17 protein-coding genes, 2 tRNA genes and 1 rRNA gene are annotated in these 21,580 nt (G+C 34.7%); 11 read left to right on the forward strand and 9 right to left on the reverse strand.

Annotated features, from left to right (window positions below; translation table 11 throughout):
- Window positions 1-25: 25 nt before the first annotated feature.
- The gene (gene mnmE / locus ACMDB5_RS10140; protein WP_413998147.1) at window positions 26-1,426 is read right to left on the reverse strand and encodes a tRNA uridine-5-carboxymethylaminomethyl(34) synthesis GTPase MnmE; all 1,401 of its coding nucleotides are present in this window, start codon (window positions 1,424-1,426) and stop codon (window positions 26-28) included.
- Between the two features lie 166 nt (window positions 1,427-1,592).
- Here mnmE and ACMDB5_RS10145 point away from each other — a divergent pair, with 166 nt between their 5' ends.
- Both ACMDB5_RS10145 and ACMDB5_RS10150 read left to right on the forward strand, forming a co-directional pair.
- The gene (locus tag ACMDB5_RS10145) at window positions 1,593-2,426 is read left to right on the forward strand and encodes a universal stress protein (protein ID WP_413998148.1); all 834 of its coding nucleotides are present in this window, start codon (window positions 1,593-1,595) and stop codon (window positions 2,424-2,426) included.
- 126 nt (window positions 2,427-2,552) lie between these two features.
- Entirely contained in the window at window positions 2,553-4,325 is a 1,773-nt protein-coding gene (locus tag ACMDB5_RS10150; RefSeq protein ID WP_413998149.1) for a MutS-related protein, read from the forward strand.
- Between the two features lie 213 nt (window positions 4,326-4,538).
- On the opposite strand, the gene dnaN is transcribed toward ACMDB5_RS10150, so the two are convergent.
- From dnaN to ACMDB5_RS10175, 5 genes are all read right to left on the reverse strand, one after another.
- A complete protein-coding gene (gene dnaN / locus ACMDB5_RS10155) occupies window positions 4,539-5,657 on the reverse strand; it encodes a DNA polymerase III subunit beta (RefSeq protein WP_413998150.1) in 1,119 nt (372 codons plus the stop codon).
- A 107-nt stretch (window positions 5,658-5,764) separates the two neighbouring features.
- Complete coding sequence (gldG, locus tag ACMDB5_RS10160) at window positions 5,765-7,450, reverse strand: gliding motility-associated ABC transporter substrate-binding protein GldG (protein ID WP_413998151.1); 1,686 nt, start codon at window positions 7,448-7,450, stop codon at window positions 5,765-5,767.
- Complete coding sequence (gene gldF / locus ACMDB5_RS10165; RefSeq protein ID WP_413998152.1) at window positions 7,450-8,175, reverse strand: gliding motility-associated ABC transporter permease subunit GldF; 726 nt, start codon at window positions 8,173-8,175, stop codon at window positions 7,450-7,452. The genes gldG and gldF overlap by 1 nt, the downstream gene beginning before the upstream one ends.
- A gap of 62 nt (window positions 8,176-8,237) precedes the next feature.
- Window positions 8,238-8,534 carry a putative quinol monooxygenase gene (locus tag ACMDB5_RS10170; RefSeq protein ID WP_413998153.1) on the reverse strand — a complete coding sequence of 99 codons (297 nt, stop codon included), beginning with the start codon at window positions 8,532-8,534 and terminating at the stop codon, window positions 8,238-8,240.
- Between the two features lie 48 nt (window positions 8,535-8,582).
- Complete coding sequence (locus ACMDB5_RS10175; protein ID WP_413998154.1) at window positions 8,583-9,413, reverse strand: S-adenosyl-l-methionine hydroxide adenosyltransferase family protein; 831 nt, start codon at window positions 9,411-9,413, stop codon at window positions 8,583-8,585.
- A gap of 196 nt (window positions 9,414-9,609) precedes the next feature.
- On the opposite strand from ACMDB5_RS10175, the gene ACMDB5_RS10180 reads away from it, so the two are divergent.
- The 4 genes from ACMDB5_RS10180 (at window position 9,610) to ACMDB5_RS10195 (ending at window position 15,026) form a co-directional block, all read left to right on the forward strand.
- The gene (locus tag ACMDB5_RS10180; RefSeq protein WP_413998155.1) at window positions 9,610-10,560 is read left to right on the forward strand and encodes a PhoH family protein; all 951 of its coding nucleotides are present in this window, start codon (window positions 9,610-9,612) and stop codon (window positions 10,558-10,560) included.
- A 166-nt stretch (window positions 10,561-10,726) separates the two neighbouring features.
- Entirely contained in the window at window positions 10,727-11,557 is an 831-nt protein-coding gene (locus tag ACMDB5_RS10185; protein WP_413998156.1) for a Cof-type HAD-IIB family hydrolase, read from the forward strand.
- 69 nt (window positions 11,558-11,626) lie between these two features.
- A complete protein-coding gene (locus ACMDB5_RS10190; RefSeq protein WP_413998157.1) occupies window positions 11,627-13,978 on the forward strand; it encodes a prolyl oligopeptidase family serine peptidase in 2,352 nt (783 codons plus the stop codon).
- A gap of 94 nt (window positions 13,979-14,072) precedes the next feature.
- Window positions 14,073-15,026 (forward strand): phosphoribosylaminoimidazolesuccinocarboxamide synthase, encoded by a 954-nt coding sequence (locus ACMDB5_RS10195; protein ID WP_413998158.1) that lies wholly within the window; start codon window positions 14,073-14,075, stop codon window positions 15,024-15,026.
- Between the two features lie 74 nt (window positions 15,027-15,100).
- Here ACMDB5_RS10195 and ACMDB5_RS10200 read toward each other — a convergent pair whose 3' ends face one another.
- Both ACMDB5_RS10200 and ACMDB5_RS10205 read right to left on the reverse strand, forming a co-directional pair.
- Window positions 15,101-15,640 carry an SRPBCC family protein gene (locus ACMDB5_RS10200; RefSeq protein ID WP_413998159.1) on the reverse strand — a complete coding sequence of 180 codons (540 nt, stop codon included), beginning with the start codon at window positions 15,638-15,640 and terminating at the stop codon, window positions 15,101-15,103.
- 24 nt (window positions 15,641-15,664) lie between these two features.
- Window positions 15,665-16,126, reverse strand: coding sequence for a DUF1801 domain-containing protein (locus tag ACMDB5_RS10205; RefSeq protein WP_413998160.1), 462 nt, complete (start codon window positions 16,124-16,126; stop codon window positions 15,665-15,667).
- 229 nt (window positions 16,127-16,355) lie between these two features.
- On the opposite strand from ACMDB5_RS10205, the gene ACMDB5_RS10210 reads away from it, so the two are divergent.
- Window positions 16,356-16,733 carry an ankyrin repeat domain-containing protein gene (locus tag ACMDB5_RS10210; protein WP_413998161.1) on the forward strand — a complete coding sequence of 126 codons (378 nt, stop codon included), beginning with the start codon at window positions 16,356-16,358 and terminating at the stop codon, window positions 16,731-16,733.
- A 184-nt stretch (window positions 16,734-16,917) separates the two neighbouring features.
- Here the strand turns inward: ACMDB5_RS10210 and ACMDB5_RS10215 are convergent, their stop codons facing one another.
- The gene (locus tag ACMDB5_RS10215; RefSeq protein WP_413998162.1) at window positions 16,918-18,006 is read right to left on the reverse strand and encodes a M42 family metallopeptidase; all 1,089 of its coding nucleotides are present in this window, start codon (window positions 18,004-18,006) and stop codon (window positions 16,918-16,920) included.
- 80 nt (window positions 18,007-18,086) lie between these two features.
- Between ACMDB5_RS10215 and ACMDB5_RS10220 the strand changes: the two genes are divergently transcribed.
- The 4 genes from ACMDB5_RS10220 (at window position 18,087) to ACMDB5_RS10235 (ending at window position 21,538) form a co-directional block, all read left to right on the forward strand.
- Window positions 18,087-18,764: a DUF4294 domain-containing protein gene (locus ACMDB5_RS10220; protein ID WP_413998163.1), complete on the forward strand. Its 678-nt coding sequence runs from the start codon at window positions 18,087-18,089 to the stop codon at window positions 18,762-18,764.
- Between the two features lie 880 nt (window positions 18,765-19,644).
- Window positions 19,645-21,158, forward strand: a 16S ribosomal RNA gene (locus tag ACMDB5_RS10225).
- 124 nt (window positions 21,159-21,282) lie between these two features.
- A tRNA-Ile gene (locus ACMDB5_RS10230) sits at window positions 21,283-21,356 on the forward strand.
- A gap of 108 nt (window positions 21,357-21,464) precedes the next feature.
- A tRNA-Ala gene (locus ACMDB5_RS10235) sits at window positions 21,465-21,538 on the forward strand.
- Window positions 21,539-21,580 lie beyond the last annotated feature (42 nt).

The following is a 21,580-nucleotide window of genomic DNA, read 5'->3' on the forward strand; positions in this document are numbered from 1 at the left end:
TGTTGTTTTGTCTTGTTTTGTTCTGCTATTTTCCGATGCAGAAATTAGCAAAGATATTTCCTAATAATTCATCGTTAGTGACCTGACCTGTAATCATCCCGAATTGATACAATGCTTCTCTGATATCCAAAGCCATTAAGTCGCTGGATAAGTTGGTTTCTAATCCGTATTTAACTTTTTGTATTTCATCTAAAGCCTTTAGCAAGGAGTCATAATGTCTTGTATTGGTAACGATTGTCTCGTTATTTCGCAAAGCTCCAGTATTGACAAAGGAAAGCAGTTGGTTTTTAAGATTGTCGATGCCTATATTTTGTTTTGCCGAAATAGTTTCCAGAATTACGTTTAGTGGTTGAAGCTGTCTTTTTATTTCTTCAATTTCATCATTAGCTAATAATTCAATTTTATTAATAACAACAACTAGAGGTTTAAGCGGGAATTGATTCTTGATTTTTTCAATTTCTATGATATATTCGGAACTTTGAACTTTGAACTTTAAACTTTCAAACAAATACAAAACAACTTGTGCTTGTTCAATTTTTTCGAAAGTTTTTTTAATACCAATGCTTTCAACTACGTCTTGGGTTTCACGAATCCCGGCAGTATCTATGAATCGGAATCCGATGCCGCCAATAACTAATTCATCTTCAATTGTGTCACGAGTTGTTCCTGCAATTTCAGAAACAATGGCGCGTTCTTCGTTCAATAAGGCATTCAAAAGCGTTGATTTCCCTACATTGGGCTCGCCCACAATTGCCACAGGAATTCCGTTTTTGATTACGTTTCCTACCGCAAAGGAATCAATCAATCTTTTTAGAACAAATTCAATTCTGTTTAACAGCTCATGAAATTGGGTTCTGTCGGCAAATTCCACGTCTTCTTCGGCAAAGTCGAGTTCAAGTTCGATTAGTGAAGCAAAATTCAATAATTCCTCACGCAATTTGGCTATTTCATTCGAAAAACCACCACGCATTTGTTGCATTGCAATTTGATGGGAAGCTTCATTATCTGACGAAATTAAATCGGCAACGGCTTCTGCTTGCGATAAATCGAGTTTTCCGTTTAGGAAGGCTCTCAGTGTGAATTCCCCTGCATTCGCCATTCGACATCCTTTGCGAAGCAATAACTGGATGATTTGTTGTTGTATATAAGTAGAGCCGTGACAGGAAATTTCAATCGTATTTTCGCCTGTATAGGAATTTGGACCTTTAAATATAGAAACCAATACTTCGTCTAAAGTTTTATTGTCATCAACTATATGACCTAGGTGTAAAGTATGTGATTTTTGCTGAAGTAAATCTTTGTTTTTAATTGATTTAAAAACACTATTACCAATAGTGATAGCCTCATTTCCAGAAATTCGGATTACCGCAATGGCTCCCGCGCCTGAAGGTGTAGCCAATGCTACTATGGAATCGTTGTATAACATATTTTTTATTCTAAGTTGCAAAGGTACTAAATCTTAATAAGTATCTAATTTTTTATAAACTATCGGTAGAAGCGGAATAAAAAAGGGTAAATAGTTGATAATTATCACATTAAAATATTAACTTTAGGTGTAAATTCGATTAGTAATCACTTTAAAGATTTATAAAATGAAACGAATTCTATTTCCAACCGATTTTTCTGATGTTGCTACTAATGCTTTTGTTCACGCCTTAGAATTTGCCAAAATAGTTCAAGGAGAACTTGTATTATTGCATACGTTTGAATTGCCTGTATTTGATAATCAGTTTTTTCCTGAAAATTATATGGTTATTTATGAATCACTAGAATTGTCTCAGTTTGATATGTTTAAAGACGAAATTCCAAAGCTTCGCGCCATTGCAAAGGAACGCAACCTGGACAAAATAAAAATGACACATCGCCTTATGGATGGAGATTTGATTTACAATATAAATAAATCTATAAAAGAAGATAAAATTGATTATATAGTTATGGGAACCGAAGGTGCTTCGGGTTGGTCTGAGTTTTTTATGGGAACAAATATGGGAGCAGCTTTAATGGATGTCAAGATTCCATTGTTATGTGTTCCTATGGAAGCCCAGTTCAAAAAAATTCATACTATTGGATTTACAACTCGTTTCAGACCGAAAGATAAAAAAGCACTCAAAAAAGTACTTGCTATAGCAAAATTGGCAAAAGCAAATTTAAAATGTCTCTATGTAAAAACCAGTAAATCTGATGTAGAAAAGGAAACTATTAAGAAATGGGAGGAGGAATTTGCAGCCGAGCCTGTTGAGTTTTTTGTAATTTCTGGCGATGAAGTAAAGGAAATCATTTTGGATTTTATCCTTTACAAAGAAATAGATATCTTGACCATGCTGACTTACAAAAGAAGTTTTTTTGAAGGAATATTTCATCCGAGTTTGACCAAGAAATTCGCCAATAGTTTTGATGTTCCTATTTTATCGATTCACATTGAATAGTTTATAATAATTTAAATTTTAAATAAAATAGCTTATTTTTATCAAGGCCTTTGTAATGTATTACGGGGTGTTCAGATAGTTTATTTGTCTTTATAATCTTAGATTTGTATTTCATTAAACTGGAATATGGAAATATATAAAGCAAAAAGCAAAGACTTTTCTGAAGAATTAAAAAAAATAAGCAAAAAATACAACAGCATCAGTTTTCTTAGGCTGATCTGCATTCTCTTCTTTTTAGGATCACTTTATTATTATATGAAAAATGGTGGACTTGGTTTCATCGTTTTGGCTGTTGCTCTTTTTGTGGGTTTTATTTTTTTGATGCGAATTCACTCGAAGTTGCTTTTTGAAAGAAAATTAAATACCGCACTTTTAGAAATCAATGAAAGTGAAATTTCCTATTTGGAAAAAAAATCAATTCCATTTGAAAACGGACAAGAATTCAATGATTTTCATCATCCTTATGCCTATGATTTAGATATTTTTGGTGAAAACTCCTTATTTCAAAACCTGAATAGAACCGCAACATATATAGGCAAAAAAAAATTGGCAAAACAATTACTTAGTTTATTGCCTAATCCCGAAATTAAGGACAATCAACAGGCTATAAAAGAATTGACCAAAAAAATAAATTGGCGACAGGATTTTTTGGCGTTGGCTAAAATAAGTCAGGACAATCAATCTAGTTACGAAACGTTATTGAAATGGAGTAGGTTTAATAGTATGGCTTTATCAAAAACGGCGGTACTGATTTCTTATATTTCGCCAGTTCTTTTTGCGGGAATTACTGTAGCTTATTTCTTGACTACCAATTCAATTTATTTATCGTTGTTGTCCTATTTGTTTATTTTTAATTTGGTTTTTTTAGGGAGATTTTTAAAACGAATCCAACTTGAAATTGCAAATTCATCCGATATTGATAAAATCATTAATCAATATAGTTTGTTAATGCAGCAAATAGAAGAGGAATCTTTTGAGTCTGAAAAACTAATTGCTTTACAAGCAAAGCTGAAATACAAAAAAGAGAATGCTAGTGTTCATCTGAAAGAATTAGCTTCTTTGTTTTCTAAAATGGATAGTATTGGGAATTTCGTCACTGCAACAGTATTCAATGGAACTTTTTTGTATAATATTCATGTTTTAAAGAGTTTGATTCAATGGAAAAACGAGCATGCCGAAGCGCTAGAGAACTGGCTGGAAGTGATTGGTGAATTTGAAATACTCAATAGCTTGGCTAATTTTTCGTATAATAATAATGAATTTGCTTTTCCAACATTAAATTCTGACTATAAAATTGCTTTTTCAAATTTGAGTCATCCTTTGTTAAATCCCAAAAATAGAGTAGGGAATGAAGTTTCTTTTTATCCTGAATCTTTTATGATCTTGACGGGTTCAAATATGTCCGGGAAAAGTACTTTTCTGCGCAGTTTAGGTATTAATATGGTTTTATCCGGAATAGGCTCAGTAGTTTGCGCAAATCAGGCCAATGTGCATCCTTTGCCTGTTTTGGTATCGATGCGACTATCGGATTCCTTATCTGATAGTGAATCTTATTTCTTTGCCGAAATAAAGCGTTTGAAGCAAATTATGGATGAACTGCAAAGAAAACCGGCTTTTGTTTTGTTAGATGAGATTTTGAGAGGAACAAATTCTGACGATAAGCGAAACGGAACCATTGAAGTGGTTAAAAAGGTAATCGCCCAAAAAGCAATTGGTGCCATTGCAACCCATGATATAGAAGTGTGTTTGACTACAAATGAATATCCAGGTATTCTGACCAACAAATGTTTTGAAGTCGAAATACACAATGACGATTTGCATTTTGATTATAAACTTCGAGACGGTATTTGCAAAAATAAAAGCGCTACTTTCTTGATGAAAAAAATGGGGGTTATTTAGAAGTTAGACATGGGAAGCAAAAATTCCCAAATACGTATCCCTCTCTGAGTATTGAGTAATTTCTGAACAAAAAAAAACCGCATATCCTGGTTAGGAAATAGCGGTTTTTTTAAATATAAAAAATGGTTTGGTTAATAGCGTATTTTGAAATACAATGATAGTTATTATATGTTAATTAACAAAAAAAACGTACAATAAAATATTAACTTTATGTTAACTATTCAACATAACAGGCATTACTAGCATCGTAACTGTTTCACCTTCTTCTAATCCGTCAACAGGAGTAAGGATTCCGGCTCTGTTTGGTAATGACATTTCTAGCATAATCATATCTGATTGCAAGTTGGTCAACATTTCGGTAAGAAAACGGGAATTGTATCCTATTTGCATATCGTCACCTTGATAGTCACAAGTCAATCTTTCTTCTGCTTTGTTAGAGTAATCAATATCTTCTGCCGAAACGTTCAATTCAGCACCAGCGATTTTTAAACGAATTTGGTGCGTCGTTTTATTAGAGAAAATAGCAACACGACGTACTGAACTCAAAAATTGAGAACGGTCAATCATCAATTTATTAGGATTCTCTTTTGGGATAACCGCTTCATAGTTTGGATATTTTCCGTCTATTAAACGACACATCAAGATGTAATTATCAAATGAAAAAGTAGCATTCGAATCATTATACTCAATTTTTACTTCAGCATCCGAAGTAGAAAGGATGTTTTTTAAAATGGTCAAAGGTTTCTTTGGCATAATGAAATCAGCAACTTGAGAAGCTGTTACATCTGTACGAGCATATTTTACTAATTTGTGTGCATCTGTAGCCACAAAAGTTAAGCCTTCTGGAGAAAATTGGAAAAACACTCCTGACATTACCGGACGCAAATCATCGTTACCGGCAGCAAAAATGGTTTTGCTTATTGCCGTTGCTAATACATCAGCAGGAACTAAAGTTACAGATGGTTCTTCTAAGTTAACTGCTTTAGGGAATTCCTCTCCAGGAGCGTATGCTAATGCATATTTACCTGAATTTGAACTAATCTCAATTGTACTGTTTTCTTCAACAGTAAAAGTTAAGGGTTGTTCAGGGAAAGTTTTAAGGATTTCCAAAAGTAATTTTGCAGGTACCGCAACACTTCCTTGACTAGTTGAATCAATGGCTAAAGTGGCGGACATAGTTGTTTCTAAATCTGATGCTGAAACCGTTAATTTATCATTGTCTAATTCAAATAGAAAGTTATCCAAAATAGGTAAAGTATTGCTACTGTTGATAACGCTACCTAAAACTTGTAATTGTTTTAATAAGTATGAACTCGATACTATAAATTTCATCTGTTTTATTTTATTTTTTTGTGGTATCTATTTTTAGTTTGTAAAATAAAATACATTTTACAAATATATCGTAAACTATTCTAGTAAAGAAACTTTTTTATTAACATCTACTTGCTGTATTTTCTTTTTCGGAGAAAGGTAAATAAGGTGCCAAAAAGTATCAAAATTAGGATTGGTAGCCCGATAGTTATGAGTTGTGTTCGAGTATAGTTTTGATAAACTTTTTCTTTATCCAATAAAGGCAAGTCAAGATCCTTAGATCGAATGTTAATAAGTCCGTTATCATCGAGTAAATAATTGACACAATTTAAAAGGAAATCTTTGTTGTCGTATAAATTCCCAGATCTTTGATCATAGCCTAATTCTACAGGTTGAAAGTTTTTGTCGACTTGGTTTTTTATCAAATCACCATCCGAGATTACAATCATTTTATTTTTGTTTCCTTTAGGCTCGAAGTTTTTTTGCTCGAAAGGCAAAACCCTATTTTCAAACATGGAATTGAAAGAACCTTCGAGCAAAACGGCAAGCGGTATATTTCCTGTCTTGATATAGTGATTTGGGCTGGTTTCTTCGGTAACAATATTCAAATTGATTTCCGATGGCGCACCTATTTTTTTTGAATATAAAGAGGATTGTAAAAGAACCGTTTTCTTGATTCCGTTTTTCAAAGTGTCAATAGGATTGGCAAAATCAAATTTGATACCGCCTAAATTCTTTACAATAGGATGACTGCTTTCCGGATAAACAAGCGGAGCAAATTTCCAATTGAAGTCTTGGTATTGGGTAGCGCTTCCTTGTTCGCCAGAAGCCAGTTTTATAGGACTTCCTTGCTCGTCTTTGACAATATCAGGATTGATTCTTATTCCATATTTAAAGAACATATCGTTTAAATTCAAATCTCTTGGAAAAGCTAAGGTTGAACCAGAGTTATTATAAAGACTATCCATCTCTACAGCAACTTGATCCACTAGCCACATCGTTTTTCCACCATTGATGATAAACTGATCCAGTACTTGTTTTTCGGAATCTGAGAAGGCTTCGGTTGGTTTTGCAATTATTGCCAGATCATATTTTTTCAATGCGTCCAAAGTTACTTCTGGATTTTTTGCAACTGAATCCAGTGTAAATGGACCAATATAATAGCTTTCTCTTAATTGCAAAAGAAATTTAGCCATAAATAGATCCTGAATTTCTCCATTTCCTTTGATTACGGCAATCTTTTTTTGCTTGTCTTTTGTAATTTTATTCAAAGCATCGGCAATGGAATACTCAAGATGTTGAACTGATCCAACTACTTTGTCTGTTGTAGAAGCTCCCATCTTGTTTTTTAGCAAAGGGATATTGACTTCTTTATTATTATACACAGCAATTGCCCAAGGAAAAACCATCGCTTGCGATTGCTTTCCTTTGTCGTCAACTGTTATGTTTACAGGTGTTAAGCCTTTTGCATATAAGGCTTTGATGTTGTTCATGCTGTCTTCTTCATTCTCCAATGGATTGACAAATTCAAAAACAATATCTGAATTATAGGCTTGAAATTCTTCGAGAAGTTGTTTTGTCTCCTGTTGTAATCTTTTGAATTCAGCTGGCAGATCGCCCTGCATGTATATTCTTATCGAAAGAGGTCCTTTTACCTGTTTGATAATATTCAAAGAAGTTTGCGAAAGCGTATATCGCTTGTCTTTTGTTAAATCAAAACGATGAAAAAAATAAGCTCCAATACCGTTTAAAACCAACAAAATTAGGATGATAGTCAATAAGGCTTTTAGGTTGTTTTTTTTATTAAGTACCATTACAATTTAAAAGATTTAAGTTTATAAACAGTAAACGAAAGAAACAACGCCGTTATACTTACAAAATAAAGTACATCTCTGGTGTCTATAACGCCGCGTCCCATACTTTTAAAATGATCTTGCATTCCTAGAGCAGAAATCAAGGTTGAAAATGTAGGTACAACAGATGCAATGCCTTCAAATCCAAAATAGAAAATGAAACATACAAATACCGCAACGATAAAAGCAACAATTTGATTTTCGGATAGGGTAGATGTGAAAATTCCGATAGAAGTATAGGCTGAAATTAAAAATAATAGTCCAAAATAGGATCCCATTGTGCTTCCCATATCAATATTGCCTTGCGGCATTCCCAGATTAGAAATTACAATTACATAGATAAATGTTGGAATAATAGCCAGTACAATTAGCAGTAATGAGCCAAGAAATTTTCCGCTTACTATTTGCCATATACTCAGTGGTTTGGTTAGTAGTAATTCAAGTGTTCCTTGCTTTTTTTCGTCCGAAAAACTGCGCATAGTTACGGCTGGAATTAGGAAAATTAAAATCCAAGGTGATAAGGTGAAAAAAGGGCTCATGTCAGCAAAACCCGTATTCAAAATATTATATTCTCCTTCAAAGACCCAAAGGAATAATCCGTTTAAGATTAAAAATATGGCAATAACTAAATACCCGATAGGCGAACCGAAAAAGGATTTTATTTCTCTTAAAACGATTGATTTCATATTTATTTGTTGTCTGTTGTCTGTTCTTGTTGTCTGTTTTAATTTTAACTGACAAGCGACAACTATGTTAAACTAGCTAATTTATCTACGCTCCAAGCTTCCGGTTTGGCATTGAATAATTTTTTGGTAAAAGTCCAAACCTCATTAAAAAACTCTGATTTTCTATAATTTTCTAAATCGGCTTCTGTTTCCCAATAGCTATAAGTAAAGAAAATACTTTTATTACTCTTATCCTGATATAATTCTAGAAAACGATTGCCTGGAGCATTTCGGATTCTGTCTTTAATTGATTCAAAATTTTCCAAGAATGCAGGAATGTTCTCTTCGTGAAAACTCAATTTTACTATTCGTACAAACATTTTGATTTTTAGATTAAAGATTGATGATTTGAGATTTATAGAAATTTTCTAATTCTTAAACTGAATAGAAACCATATCTCTATAATTTAATCCCAATAGACTATTTGCCGAACCTACTTTTGAAGGATTGCTGCGGAAAACGGCTATTTCGAGAAAGCCGGCCTCATTGAAAATTGCCAGTTTTTCTCCTTCATAATTCTTTATGGGATATTTTTCTGAGCTGGCTATAGCAGAATAATTGGGCAAAATGGTTTTGATGTTCTTGGTTTTCATCAGGATTTCATAAGGACGCCCTTTGGCAACTTCTAAGAATTGTTTTTTGCTGATATTAGTGACGACATTCCCAAAATGGTCAATATAAATAACATGTCCTTTCAACATATCGTTATCATCTGATACAACCGCTTTTAGTTCGGTTATTTGTTTAATGGCGCTTATTTCTTTGCCAATAACACTTAACGAACCTCCTTTGGCAATATGACAGGCTACTTTTACAAAAACATCCAAGTCGGTTGCTTCACTAGGTAAGCGATCATGAATATTGATGGAGACCATTTTCTGAGGAACAATTTTTTGCGAAAGCATGCTTAAAATACCATTATCGGCAGCAATAAAAAAAGAATCATTCCATTGCATGGCAATGTGTTGATTTTCTTTATTTAATTCTAAATCCACACCAATGAGATGAACAGTGCCTTTTGGAAAACTAGAATAAGACGCACTAATAATATAACTTGCTTCAACGGTGTTGAAAGGGTCAATATGATGCGAAATATCGATAATTTGAGCTTCCGGATATTCAGATAGGATTTTCCCTTTTAACGCACCTACAAAGTGGTCTTTCAAGCCGTAATCGGTAGTAAGGGTAATTATTGACATAATTTTGTTTATAACTATTGGTGTAATCTAAAACTAATTTTCATTAAATTTGAGAAATGCAAAGCTAATAATAGTAAATTCAAAAAAGCAAAAAAGCAAAAACAAATTGTAAATATTAATCGAATAAAGTCAAGGTTTAAAACTTAAAATGGATTAAATTTATTAAATGAATAATTAAAATATAAAACTACAACTTTTGAACGAAAGAATAATAGAGCTCATAGACATCGCTCCAAAAGAGTTTTGGGGTGCTCAAGACACTCATCTTGAAACTATTAAAAAATATTTTCCAAAATTAAAAATAGTTGCCAGAGGAACAACTTTAAAAGCTTTTGGAGAAAAAGAAATTCTGGACGAGTTCGAAAAACGTTTTCAACGACTGATGTTGCATTTTTCTAGATACAATACTATTGATAATAATGTTATAGAACGCGTTATTTTAGGTGACGGACAAGATGATAGAAATATAATCAGCAATGATAAAATTCTTGTTCATGGCGTAGGAGGCAAAATCATTAAAGCCATGACACCTAATCAGCAATTACTGGTTGATACGATGAGTAAAAACGATATGGTTTTTGCCGTTGGACCTGCAGGAACCGGAAAAACGTATACCGGTGTTGCTATGGCAATAAAAGCTTTGAAAGAAAAACAAGTAAAACGCATTATCTTGACGCGGCCCGCAGTTGAAGCAGGTGAAAATCTTGGTTTTCTTCCCGGTGATATGAAAGAAAAACTGGATCCTTACATGCAGCCGCTTTATGATGCCTTGCGTGATATGTTACCCAATGAAAAATTAGAGGATTATATTTTAAAAGGAATTATACAGATAGCACCTTTGGCATTCATGCGCGGAAGAACGTTAGATAATGCCTTTGTTATTCTTGACGAAGCCCAAAACACGACTCATTCTCAGATGAAAATGTTTTTGACACGTATGGGGAAAAGTGCCAAATTTATGGTTACAGGCGATCCGGGACAAGTCGATTTACCAAGAAGGACCATTTCGGGACTCAAAGAAGCCTTACTGGTATTGAAAGATATTGACGGAATTGGGATAATTTATTTGGATGATAAAGATATTGTTCGTCACAGATTGGTGAAAAAAGTGATTGACGCTTACAAGCAAATTGAGAATAATGATTGACAAAATCGCAACTCTATAAAATTAAAAAGAAAGGCAAAAAGAGCTTAAAATGAGGTTTTTGCCTTTTTTTTTGTTAAAATTGGAGCAGCTTTCAATTTCATTGGTATACAATGCTTTTCTTTGTAAATATTGATAAAATGAATAAAATTGAACGATTAAAAGAATTATGATAAACGAAAAGATTAAAGTTATAATAAGTGATTTAGACGGAACTTTATTAAATTCAAATCACACCATATCAGAATATACCAAAACCATTTTTCAGGAACTTCATAACCAAAACTACTTAATAATTGTTGCCACAGGCCGCCATCACTTAGATGCGATGTCTATAGTTGAAACTTTGGGTTGTCCGGTTTATTTGGTAACATCAAACGGTGCCAGAATTCATTCGCCTGAAAACGAACTTCTTTTTTCAGTTGATATTGATGGAGAACTTGTAAAAGCAATTTTTGATCTAGAAATTGATTCTGAGATTACCTCAGTGCTTTTCAAGGAACACATTTGGCAAACCAATAAAAATAACGATAAACTGAATAGTTTTAATAAAGATTCAAAATACCTACCCGAAATAGTTGATTTTGATTCTTTGGAAGATTTCAGTGCCATAAAGATTTTCTTTACTCACGATAATCATCAAAAATTGGTTGATTTGAAAGAGCAAATTTTAGAAAAGCATCCGGCTAATTTTAATCATGCATTTAGTTTGCCTTTTTGTTTGGAATTTATGGATAAAGACGTTGATAAAAGTGTTGCAATTGCCAAAATTCTGGAAAAAGAATGTTTCAATTTTGAGCAAGCTATGTCGTTTGGAGATGGATTTAATGATGAAAATATGTTGAAATCAACCGGAAAAGCTTTGATAATGGGCAATGCATCTCAAAGTTTGATGGATAAGCTTCCGCATCTTGAAACGATTTTGTCGAATGAAAACGATGGCGTGGCAAAATATTTAGCTGAAAAGGTTTTAAATGGCAAGGTGCCAACAACTATTTGATCTTAAAGAAGAAATATTTTTTTAATAATTTTCAAAGTGTATTTTTGTGTAAATTTAATCACACAAAAAATGACCAAAAAAATTTTTAAACTTGTATTTTTATTTATTGCGGTAGCCGGACAAAGTCAGAATCTGAAGTTAGAGGAGATAATGAAAGGCGACATTTTTATAGGTTCCCAACCTTCAAATGAACGCTGGTCTTTGGATGGTAAAAAAATATATTTTGAATGGAATCCAAAAAATGATTTAGGGGAAAGTACCTATTTTTGGGAGAAAACAATGGAAAAACCAAAGTTAGCTCCGGTAAATGAGGCGGCATTTTCTAGATTAAATTTTATAAAAAATCCAGAGTCTGATTTGGCTTATTACATTGAAAAAGGAGCTCTATATTCCTATTCGATAAAAAACAAAACAACAAAGAAATTATTGCAGCAAAGTAGCCCTATTTCAAATTTACAATTGGGATTTGAGAATGGGGTTTTATTTTTTGAGCAAAATGATAACCTTTTAAAATTCAATACCAAAGAAGGAACCTTAGTTCAACTCACGAATTTTAAAACAGGAAAAGGGCAAGATCAAGTGTCTGATAAAGAAGATTCTTTTTTGAAAACTCAGCAGAAGGAGTTGTTTCAATTTATTAGAGATCAAGAGGCAAAGAAAAAATGGAATACGGCAAAAGCAGATGCGACTAAGTCTGATTTTCCTAAAGCTTATTACTCGGGTAAAAATGAATTTGAAAGTTTGAATGTGAGTCCAAAAGGAAATTTTGCGACATTCAGACTTCGAGAAGAAAAGGATTCCAAAAGTGAAAAAATGGAAGTTTTTATTACTGCAGATGGCTATAATCAGTCCCCAAATACCAAAGCGAAAGTATCAACTGCGAATTTTACCAGCACTAAATTCGGAATTTATTCTGTTGCAAAGGACACGACGTATTTTGTAGACTTTTCTAAATTGAGTCATATTCAGGATGCGCCGGAATATTATAAACTATATGATAATCTTAAAAACAAAGAAAAAACAAATAAGTTAATCTTTGTGCAAACGCCAGTCTATAATAAAGATGGTTCTTATGCAGTTTCTGAAATTAGAAGCTTGGACAATAAAGACAGGTGGATTGTAAAGCTGGATTTAGAAAAAGGAAGTTTTGAAGAAATAGATTACCAACATGATGAGGCTTGGATAGGCGGTCCTGGCATTTCGTCATATGAATACGGCAGAGGGACGTTGGATTTTCTTGGAGATAATGAAACAATCTATTTTCAATCAGAAGCAACAGGATATTCTCATTTATACACTTATAATTTAAAAACAAAAGCGAAGCAACAATTGACCAAAGGGAATTGGGAAGTTCGTGATGTAAAGCTGTCAAAAGACAAAAAAACATTTTATTTAACGACAAATACGACTCATCCTGGTAATCGTAATTTCTATAAATTAGCGGTTTTAGGAGGAATATTACAACCTATTTTGACGAATGATGGTGCTTATGAGGTAAGCTTATCTCCTGATGAAAGTTCGCTATTAGTTCGTTATTCCTATAAAAATAAGCCTTGGGAATTGTATGTTGCCGATAATAAAAAAAGTACTTCACTTCGTCAACTAACGTTTTCTACTACTGAGGAATTCAAGGCTTATGCTTGGCGTTCTCCCGAGGTAATCACTTTTAAGGCGCAAGATGGTACAAATGTAAATGCGAGATTGTATAAACCAGAAGCTAATAAGTCCAATAAAGCGGCAATTCTTTTTGTTCATGGAGCCGGTTATTTGCAAAATGCCCATAATCACTGGAGCACTTACCACAGGGAATATATGTTTCACAACTTATTGACCGATTTGGGATACACTGTTTTAGACATCGATTACAGAGGAAGTGACGGATATGGACGTGATTTTAGAACAGGGATTTACCGTTTTATGGGAGGCAAGGATCTAACGGATCAGATAGACGGTAAGAATTATTTGGTTGACAATTTAGGAATTGATGCGAACAGAGTTGGTATTTATGGAGGATCTTATGGCGGTTTTATTACCCTTATGGGAATGCTTACCACACCAAAAGAGTTTGTTTCGGGTGCGGCTTTGCGTTCAGTAACGGATTGGGCGCATTACAATCATGGTTATACTGGTAATATTCTGAATTTTCCAGAAACCGATCCAGATGCCTATAAGAAAAGCTCTCCAATTTATTTCGCCGATAATTTGCAAGGAAATTTACTAATGCTTCACGGGATGGTAGACAATAATGTAGAGTATAAAGATGTGGTGCGTTTGTCACAGCGTTTTATTGAATTAGGAAAGAAAAACTGGAGTCTTTCTTCCTTTCCTGTAGAAGCACACGGATTTAAGGAAACCTATTCTTGGGTAGATGAGTACAGTAGAATCTTGGATTTATTTAATAGTACGCTGCTTAAAAAATAGTATGTTTTATCAGTTGAATAATGTTTCAACAATTTTGTGTATCTCTTTGAAACAACCTATTTTTGCAAAAACAACAACGCAACACTTAACAACAATGAGCAATACAATCACGACTACCGATTTTAATTTTCCCAATCAAAAATCGGTTTACCGAGGTAAGGTGAGAGAAGTTTATAATATTAACGATGACCTTTTAGTAATGGTTGCTACTGATAGGCTTTCGGCTTTTGATGTTGTTTTACCAAAAGGAATTCCATACAAAGGGCAGATTCTAAATCAGATTGCCACTAAATTTATGGAATTGACTCAGGATATCGTTCCAAACTGGTTGATAGCAACTCCAGATCCAAGCGTTGCCGTGGGTCATTTATGTGAGCCTTTCAAAGTAGAAATGGTAATTCGTGGTTATTTGTCAGGTCATGCTTCACGCGAATATGCTCTTGGAAAAAGAACAATTTGTGGTGTGACAATGGCCGAAGGATTAAAAGAAAACGATAAGTTTCCTGAACCAATCATTACACCAACAACAAAAGCGGATAATGGAGAGCACGATGCCGATATTTCTAGAGAAGATATTTTATCCAAAGGAATTGTTACCGAAGAAGATTATTTGGTTTTAGAAAAATATACCAGAGCTTTATTTCAAAGAGGAACTGAAATTGCTGCCAGCCGTGGTTTGATTTTGGTTGACACCAAATACGAATTTGGTAAAACCAAAGAAGGTGTTATTGTGTTAATAGATGAAATACATACGCCTGATTCTTCTCGTTATTTCTATGCCGAAGGTTATCAAGAAAGACAGGATAAAGGTGAAGAGCAAAAACAATTATCAAAAGAATTTGTGCGTCGTTGGTTAATCGAAAATGGTTTTCAAGGATTGGAAGGACAACAAATTCCTAATATGACTGACGAATACATTGAAACGGTTTCCGAAAGATATATCGAATTATATGAGAATATTTTAGGAGAAAAATTCATTAAGGCTGATATTTCTAATATCAATGAGCGTATCGAGAAAAATGTTTTAGCTTATTTAGCAAATAGATAATCAAGAAAATAAAGAATAGAAAAAAAACCGCAATTCAATCAGGATTGCGGTTTTTTGTTTTAAAAGTAAAAGGCTTATTTTTCCATTTTGGCTTTTAGATTGTCGAGTCCTTGTTGTAAATCCTTTCCAATCATTTGATCCATGTTCATAAACGGAAGCATGATATTCATCGGATAAGGCATAACTCCATTGATTCCCCATTTCACTTTGGTTTGATTAACAGCAACCATTTCAGTTGACATAAATCCCATTGCAGTATCATTCATAGGCTCTTTGAAACGAAGTTCAAAATCAAGACGTTTTCCTTCGCTAATTTTGGTGATTTCTTGTTCGCCAATTCCTACTTCTTTTACTTTACTTTCCCAAGCTGAAACTGCGCCAACAACTCCATCGGTTCCTTTAAAAGTGGACTTCATATTTGGGTCAATATTAGCCCAAACACTAAATTCATTTTGATTTTTTAAGTATTTTACATAATTAAAAACGGAATCAATAGGTTTGTTGATGGTAATTTCTCTTTCTACTGCGTATTCTTTAGGCATGAATAGCGCAACAATGAGTGCCAATGCTATAATTCCTAAAAGTCCAAAAAAGATTTTTTTGATGAAGTTCATGGTTTTTTAAATTAAGGTTAATGATTATTTTGATTTAGTAAATGTTGATTCATAACAATTGATCCATTCCTCAATCGATATTTTCTGCAATAGTGAGCCAATTAAATCAAAGGGAATTTGATCCATTTTTTTGAACCGAATGCAGCTTTTTCCCATATCTAATTTTTGATTGCTGTGTTTGGGATATTCATCAATAAACCATTGTGATAACTGAGGATTAGCATAAATTCCCATGTGGTAAAGTGCTATGAAGTTTTTCTGGGAGGCAATATTTACAAATGGCAAAGGTAATTTAGGGTCACAATGATAGCCTTTCGGGTAAATTGTATGCGGTACGATATAGCCAATCATGCCATAACTAATTTGCTCAACAAAACCTTTTGGAATATTGTTCAATATTGTTTCTCTAAGTTTTAGAAATGCTGGTTTTCTTTCTTCTGGAATAGTAGTTAAATAGTCATTAATTGTAGCAGCCGTTGATTGCATTTTTTAAGTAAAGTTAAAATATTTTTATGATTTAGTAAAGATTTACTGTAACATATTGGCTTTTTTATCGTCTCAATTAGAAATGAATTCTGTTTTTATTTTTTTGCTTTAAGCCAAAGTTAATACTATGTTAAATATGGTACTATGTTAAACATGATTATAATTTTTGATATATATTTGTAATGAATTTATTAAATATTTAAAATCAATCAATCAAAAAACAATCATCATGAAAAAATCAATCGTTTATTTAGGAGTGGCTTTAATGGCTTTTGCAAATGTTTCTTTGGCTTCAAATCAAAAGTCATTGAGCGTCGAAAAGAATTTAATTAGTAATTATGGTACTACAACACCTTTGAGTGTAGCAATAAGTAAAGGAGACATAGAAATTGTGAAAAAATTTCTAGAGTATGGGGCTGATGTTAATGAAAAAGCAAATGGTATGACGCCTTTGATGATAGCGGCGCGCTACAACAAAGTTGAAATTATAAAGCTTTTATTGTCTAAAGGAGCCAATCTAAAGGATAAGGATGAAAAAGGTTTTACGGCTCTAAAATATGCCGAATTATCTAATGCTACAGATGCAGTTTTTGTTTTGAAGCAATAGTATAGTCAAAGTAGTATAGAAGTAATTAAAAAAGCATCAATATGATTTCATATTGATGCTTTTTGTTTTTAATTAATAGAGATTGTGATTTTATGTTTTTAGCCCCGATAGGAGCGATATCCTTTTGTTTCGTTTTTTACGAGACAAAAGATAAAGCGGATAGCGGGATCAGCTCCTTAAAATATTATTTGAAATAAGAAAAAGTTTCCTCATTTTCTAACTTTAATAAGGTTTCATAAATCAGTTTAATTACATTTTCAACATCATCGCGGTGTACCATTTCTACGGTGGTATGCATATAACGCAAAGGAAGTGAAATCAGAGCCGAAGCGACGCCGCCGTTACTGTAGGCAAAAGCATCGGTATCAGTTCCTGTAACACGGGAGGAAGCCAATCGTTGGAATGGAATTTCGTTGGCCATAGCGGTTTCTAAAATCAATTCTCTCAAATTATTTTGAACTGCTGGGGCATAAGTTACTACAGGACCTTTTCCTATTTTAGTTTCTCCCTCAATTTTCTTTTCGATCATTGGAGTAGTGGAGTCATGGCATACGTCAGTAACAATCGCTACATTGGGTTTGATGGTTTTAGTGATCATTTCGGCACCGCGAAGACCTACTTCTTCCTGAACAGAGTTAGTGATGTATAATCCAAAAGGTAATTTGATCTTGTTTTCATGAAGTAAACGTGCCACTTCGGCAATCATAAAACCACCCATACGGTTATCAATGGCGCGGCAAACAAATTTGTTTTCGTTCAAAATCATGAATTCGTCAGGGTAGGTGATAACACAACCTACGTGTACGCCCATTTTATCAACCTGTTCTTTCGTCTCACATCCAATATCAATAAATAAATTATCAACTTTAGCCACTTCTTCCTTGCCTCTGTTACGAGTGTGAATTGCCGGCCAACCAAAAACACCTTTTACAATTCCATTTTTAGTGTGAATGTTTACGCGTTTTGATGGTGCTATTTGATGATCTGAACCACCATTGCGAATTACATAAATTAAACCATCGTCTGTAATGTAATTCACATACCACGAAATTTCATCAGCATGCCCTTCGATTACTACCTTATAAGGAGCATCTGGATTGATGACACCAACTGCGGTTCCATAAGTATCTGTTATGAATGTATCAACATAAGGTTTCAAATAATCCATCCATAATTTTTGACCTTCGGCTTCAAACCCAGTAGGGGAAGCATTATTTAAATATTGCTCTAAGAATGTGATAGAGGATTCTTTTAATATCGATTTTGTGCTCATAAAATATTTTTTTGCTAAATTATAAATTTGGTATTACAGTTGTGTATATAATGTATAATTTTACATTTAAATTTTACTTTATGAAGTTTATTAATTTTCTGCTTTTCTTCTTTTTTATATCTATAACAGTCCATGGACAGGTTGTTTCTAAAGACACTGTAAAAATGGGCTATGTCATAAAAGATTCTGACGAAATTCTTAATGATACTATTCAGCTGGATGAAATAGTAGTTTCTAAAGAAAAACTGGATCCCGATGCTAAGAAGCAATTCCTGCTTTTGCAAAGCAGAGTGTATCGAACGTATCCTTATGCTAAACTTGCTTCGGAAAGATTAACGATACTAAATAAAGGTATGGCAAGTTTAAAAACAAATAAAGAGAAAAAGAGATACTTTAAGATTGTTGAAACTTACCTTAACGATGAGTTTGAGACAAAACTTAAAAAACTCTCTCGTAGTCAGGGTAGGATTTTGGTAAAGCTGATCCATCGTCAAACAGGAACTACAACTTATGACTTGGTGAAAACTTTAAAAAGCGGTTGGAAAGCTTTTTGGTCTAACACCGCTGCCAGCATGTTTGATATAAATTTAAAGTCGCAGTACTCTCCTTATGAAGTCAACGAGGATTTTTTAATAGAAACAATCCTTACTAGGGCTTTTGAATCTGGAAGATTGCAAAACCAGCCTCCGGTAAACCCGATTAACATGGATAATCTGAATGATTTTTGGGAGGCAAAGACTGTAAAAGGGAAGTCCTAATTATTTTTATGATATTCCTTACTTATTAAAAGAGGCTCTACCTATTATATAGGTAGAGCTTTTTTATAAGCAGTCGGTTTACGCCGTTCTATCTCTAGTTAGGATGAGATGAATTTTACAATTGAGCCAGAAGATTCAGTCTAAAATGGGATTTTTTGATTCTTTCAATAAAGCAAAACGTTTACAAGAGCCCAAAATCGAATCAAAACAATCAATGAAAACTTTATTATATAGGAGTTAAAGCGATGCTCGAGCTGTATTTTATGCAAATTGCTTGGGATTGGCTTCTGTTTTCCTTCGGAGAGGGCAGGGAGCTGAAAAAACTTTGTATTCCAAAAACCACGTTTTCAGTGATTTAAAATTAAAGTTAAGAAAAGTTAAAAAAAAGGGGTTTAAAAAGCTTGAATACCCAGATAAAGGTGGTAGTTTTGCAGCCGCAACAGCGACAAACGTTCATTAAAACACTGACAGCGATTATTTGATTTAGGGATTTAGTTTTCTAAAATAAAAGTCAAAAAAAGCTTGTGAGATTTGAATTTGCTTGTTATCTTTGCACCCCGCAAAATACGCAAAGTTCTTTGAGAGATTGGTAAGAGAGAATAAAGAAAACGAAGTTTTAAAGCTTCAAAAAAACTTTAAATTTTTCTTGCGAGATTAAAAAGAAGTTGTACTTTTGCACCCGCTTCGAGAAACACATTTAGATGTGAAGAACGAGACGAAAAAACGATAAGACACGTTCCTAGACATATTGAATTGACAGCCGTTTTAAGAGAGATCTTAAAACAAAAGAATAAGAGTAATAGAATCGATAGATTTGAAAAAACCGATAGATCTTCAGTCGAATAAAAACAGAGAATCATTTATGGTTCTCGCATAATATACGATGAAGAGTTTGATCCTGGCTCAGGATGAACGCTAGCGGCAGGCTTAACACATGCAAGTCGAGGGGTATAGTTCTTCGGAATTAGAGACCGGCGCACGGGTGCGTAACGCGTATGCAATCTACCTTTCACAGAGGGATAGCCCAGAGAAATTTGGATTAATACCTCATAGTATTATAGGATGGCATCATTTTATAATTAAAGTCACAACGGTGAAAGATGAGCATGCGTCCCATTAGCTAGTTGGTAAGGTAACGGCTTACCAAGGCTACGATGGGTAGGGGTCCTGAGAGGGAGATCCCCCACACTGGTACTGAGACACGGACCAGACTCCTACGGGAGGCAGCAGTGAGGAATATTGGACAATGGGCGCAAGCCTGATCCAGCCATGCCGCGTGCAGGATGACGGTCCTATGGATTGTAAACTGCTTTTGTACGAGAAGAAACACTCCTTCGTGAAGGAGCTTGACGGTATCGTAAGAATAAGGATCGGCTAACTCCGTGCCAGCAGCCGCGGTAATACGGAGGATCCAAGCGTTATCCGGAATCATTGGGTTTAAAGGGTCCGTAGGCGGTTTAGTAAGTCAGTGGTGAAAGCCCATCGCTCAACGGTGGAACGGCCATTGATACTGCTAAACTTGAATTATTAGGAAGTAACTAGAATATGTAGTGTAGCGGTGAAATGCTTAGAGATTACATGGAATACCAATTGCGAAGGCAGGTTACTACTAATATATTGACGCTGATGGACGAAAGCGTGGGTAGCGAACAGGATTAGATACCCTGGTAGTCCACGCCGTAAACGATGGATACTAGCTGTTGGGAGCAATCTCAGTGGCTAAGCGAAAGTGATAAGTATCCCACCTGGGGAGTACGTTCGCAAGAATGAAACTCAAAGGAATTGACGGGGGCCCGCACAAGCGGTGGAGCATGTGGTTTAATTCGATGATACGCGAGGAACCTTACCAAGGCTTAAATGTAGATTGACCGGTTTGGAAACAGACTTTTCGCAAGACAATTTACAAGGTGCTGCATGGTTGTCGTCAGCTCGTGCCGTGAGGTGTCAGGTTAAGTCCTATAACGAGCGCAACCCCTGTTGTTAGTTGCCAGCGAGTCATGTCGGGAACTCTAACGAGACTGCCAGTGCAAACTGTGAGGAAGGTGGGGATGACGTCAAATCATCACGGCCCTTACGCCTTGGGCTACACACGTGCTACAATGGCCGGTACAGAGAGCAGCCACTGGGTGACCAGGAGCGAATCTATAAAACCGGTCACAGTTCGGATCGGAGTCTGCAACTCGACTCCGTGAAGCTGGAATCGCTAGTAATCGGATATCAGCCATGATCCGGTGAATACGTTCCCGGGCCTTGTACACACCGCCCGTCAAGCCATGGAAGCTGGGGGTGCCTGAAGTCGGTGACCGCAAGGAGCTGCCTAGGGTAAAACTGGTAACTAGGGCTAAGTCGTAACAAGGTAGCCGTACCGGAAGGTGCGGCTGGAACACCTCCTTTCTAGAGCTTGAATGTTAGTAGCAATACACTTTCAAGAAAGAAGACGAAAAGAGATATTGGAAAAATATCTAAAGAATTTATTACTCTTGCTGTTAGTTCAAATAATACAATTTAAGAATAAGAGTGTCTCGTAGCTCAGCTGGTTAGAGTACTACACTGATAATGTAGGGGTCGACAGTTCGAGTCTGTCCGAGACAACTATTTACACTTAAATACAAAGAAGAATCTAGAGTTAGCAATTCACAACTCATTTGGATGTAAAGTAAAGTTACTGAAAACTGAATACTGAACACTGCCAACTGTATTGGGGGATTAGCTCAGCTGGCTAGAGCGCCTGCCTTGCACGCAGGAGGTCAACGGTTCGACTCCGTTATTCTCCACAAATCAGTTGATTTGGTTTTTTGGTCATTCGTTTATTCGAA

This window comes from Flavobacterium sp. W1B (assembly GCF_047344965.1).
Classification (GTDB): Bacteria; Bacteroidota; Bacteroidia; order Flavobacteriales; family Flavobacteriaceae; genus Flavobacterium.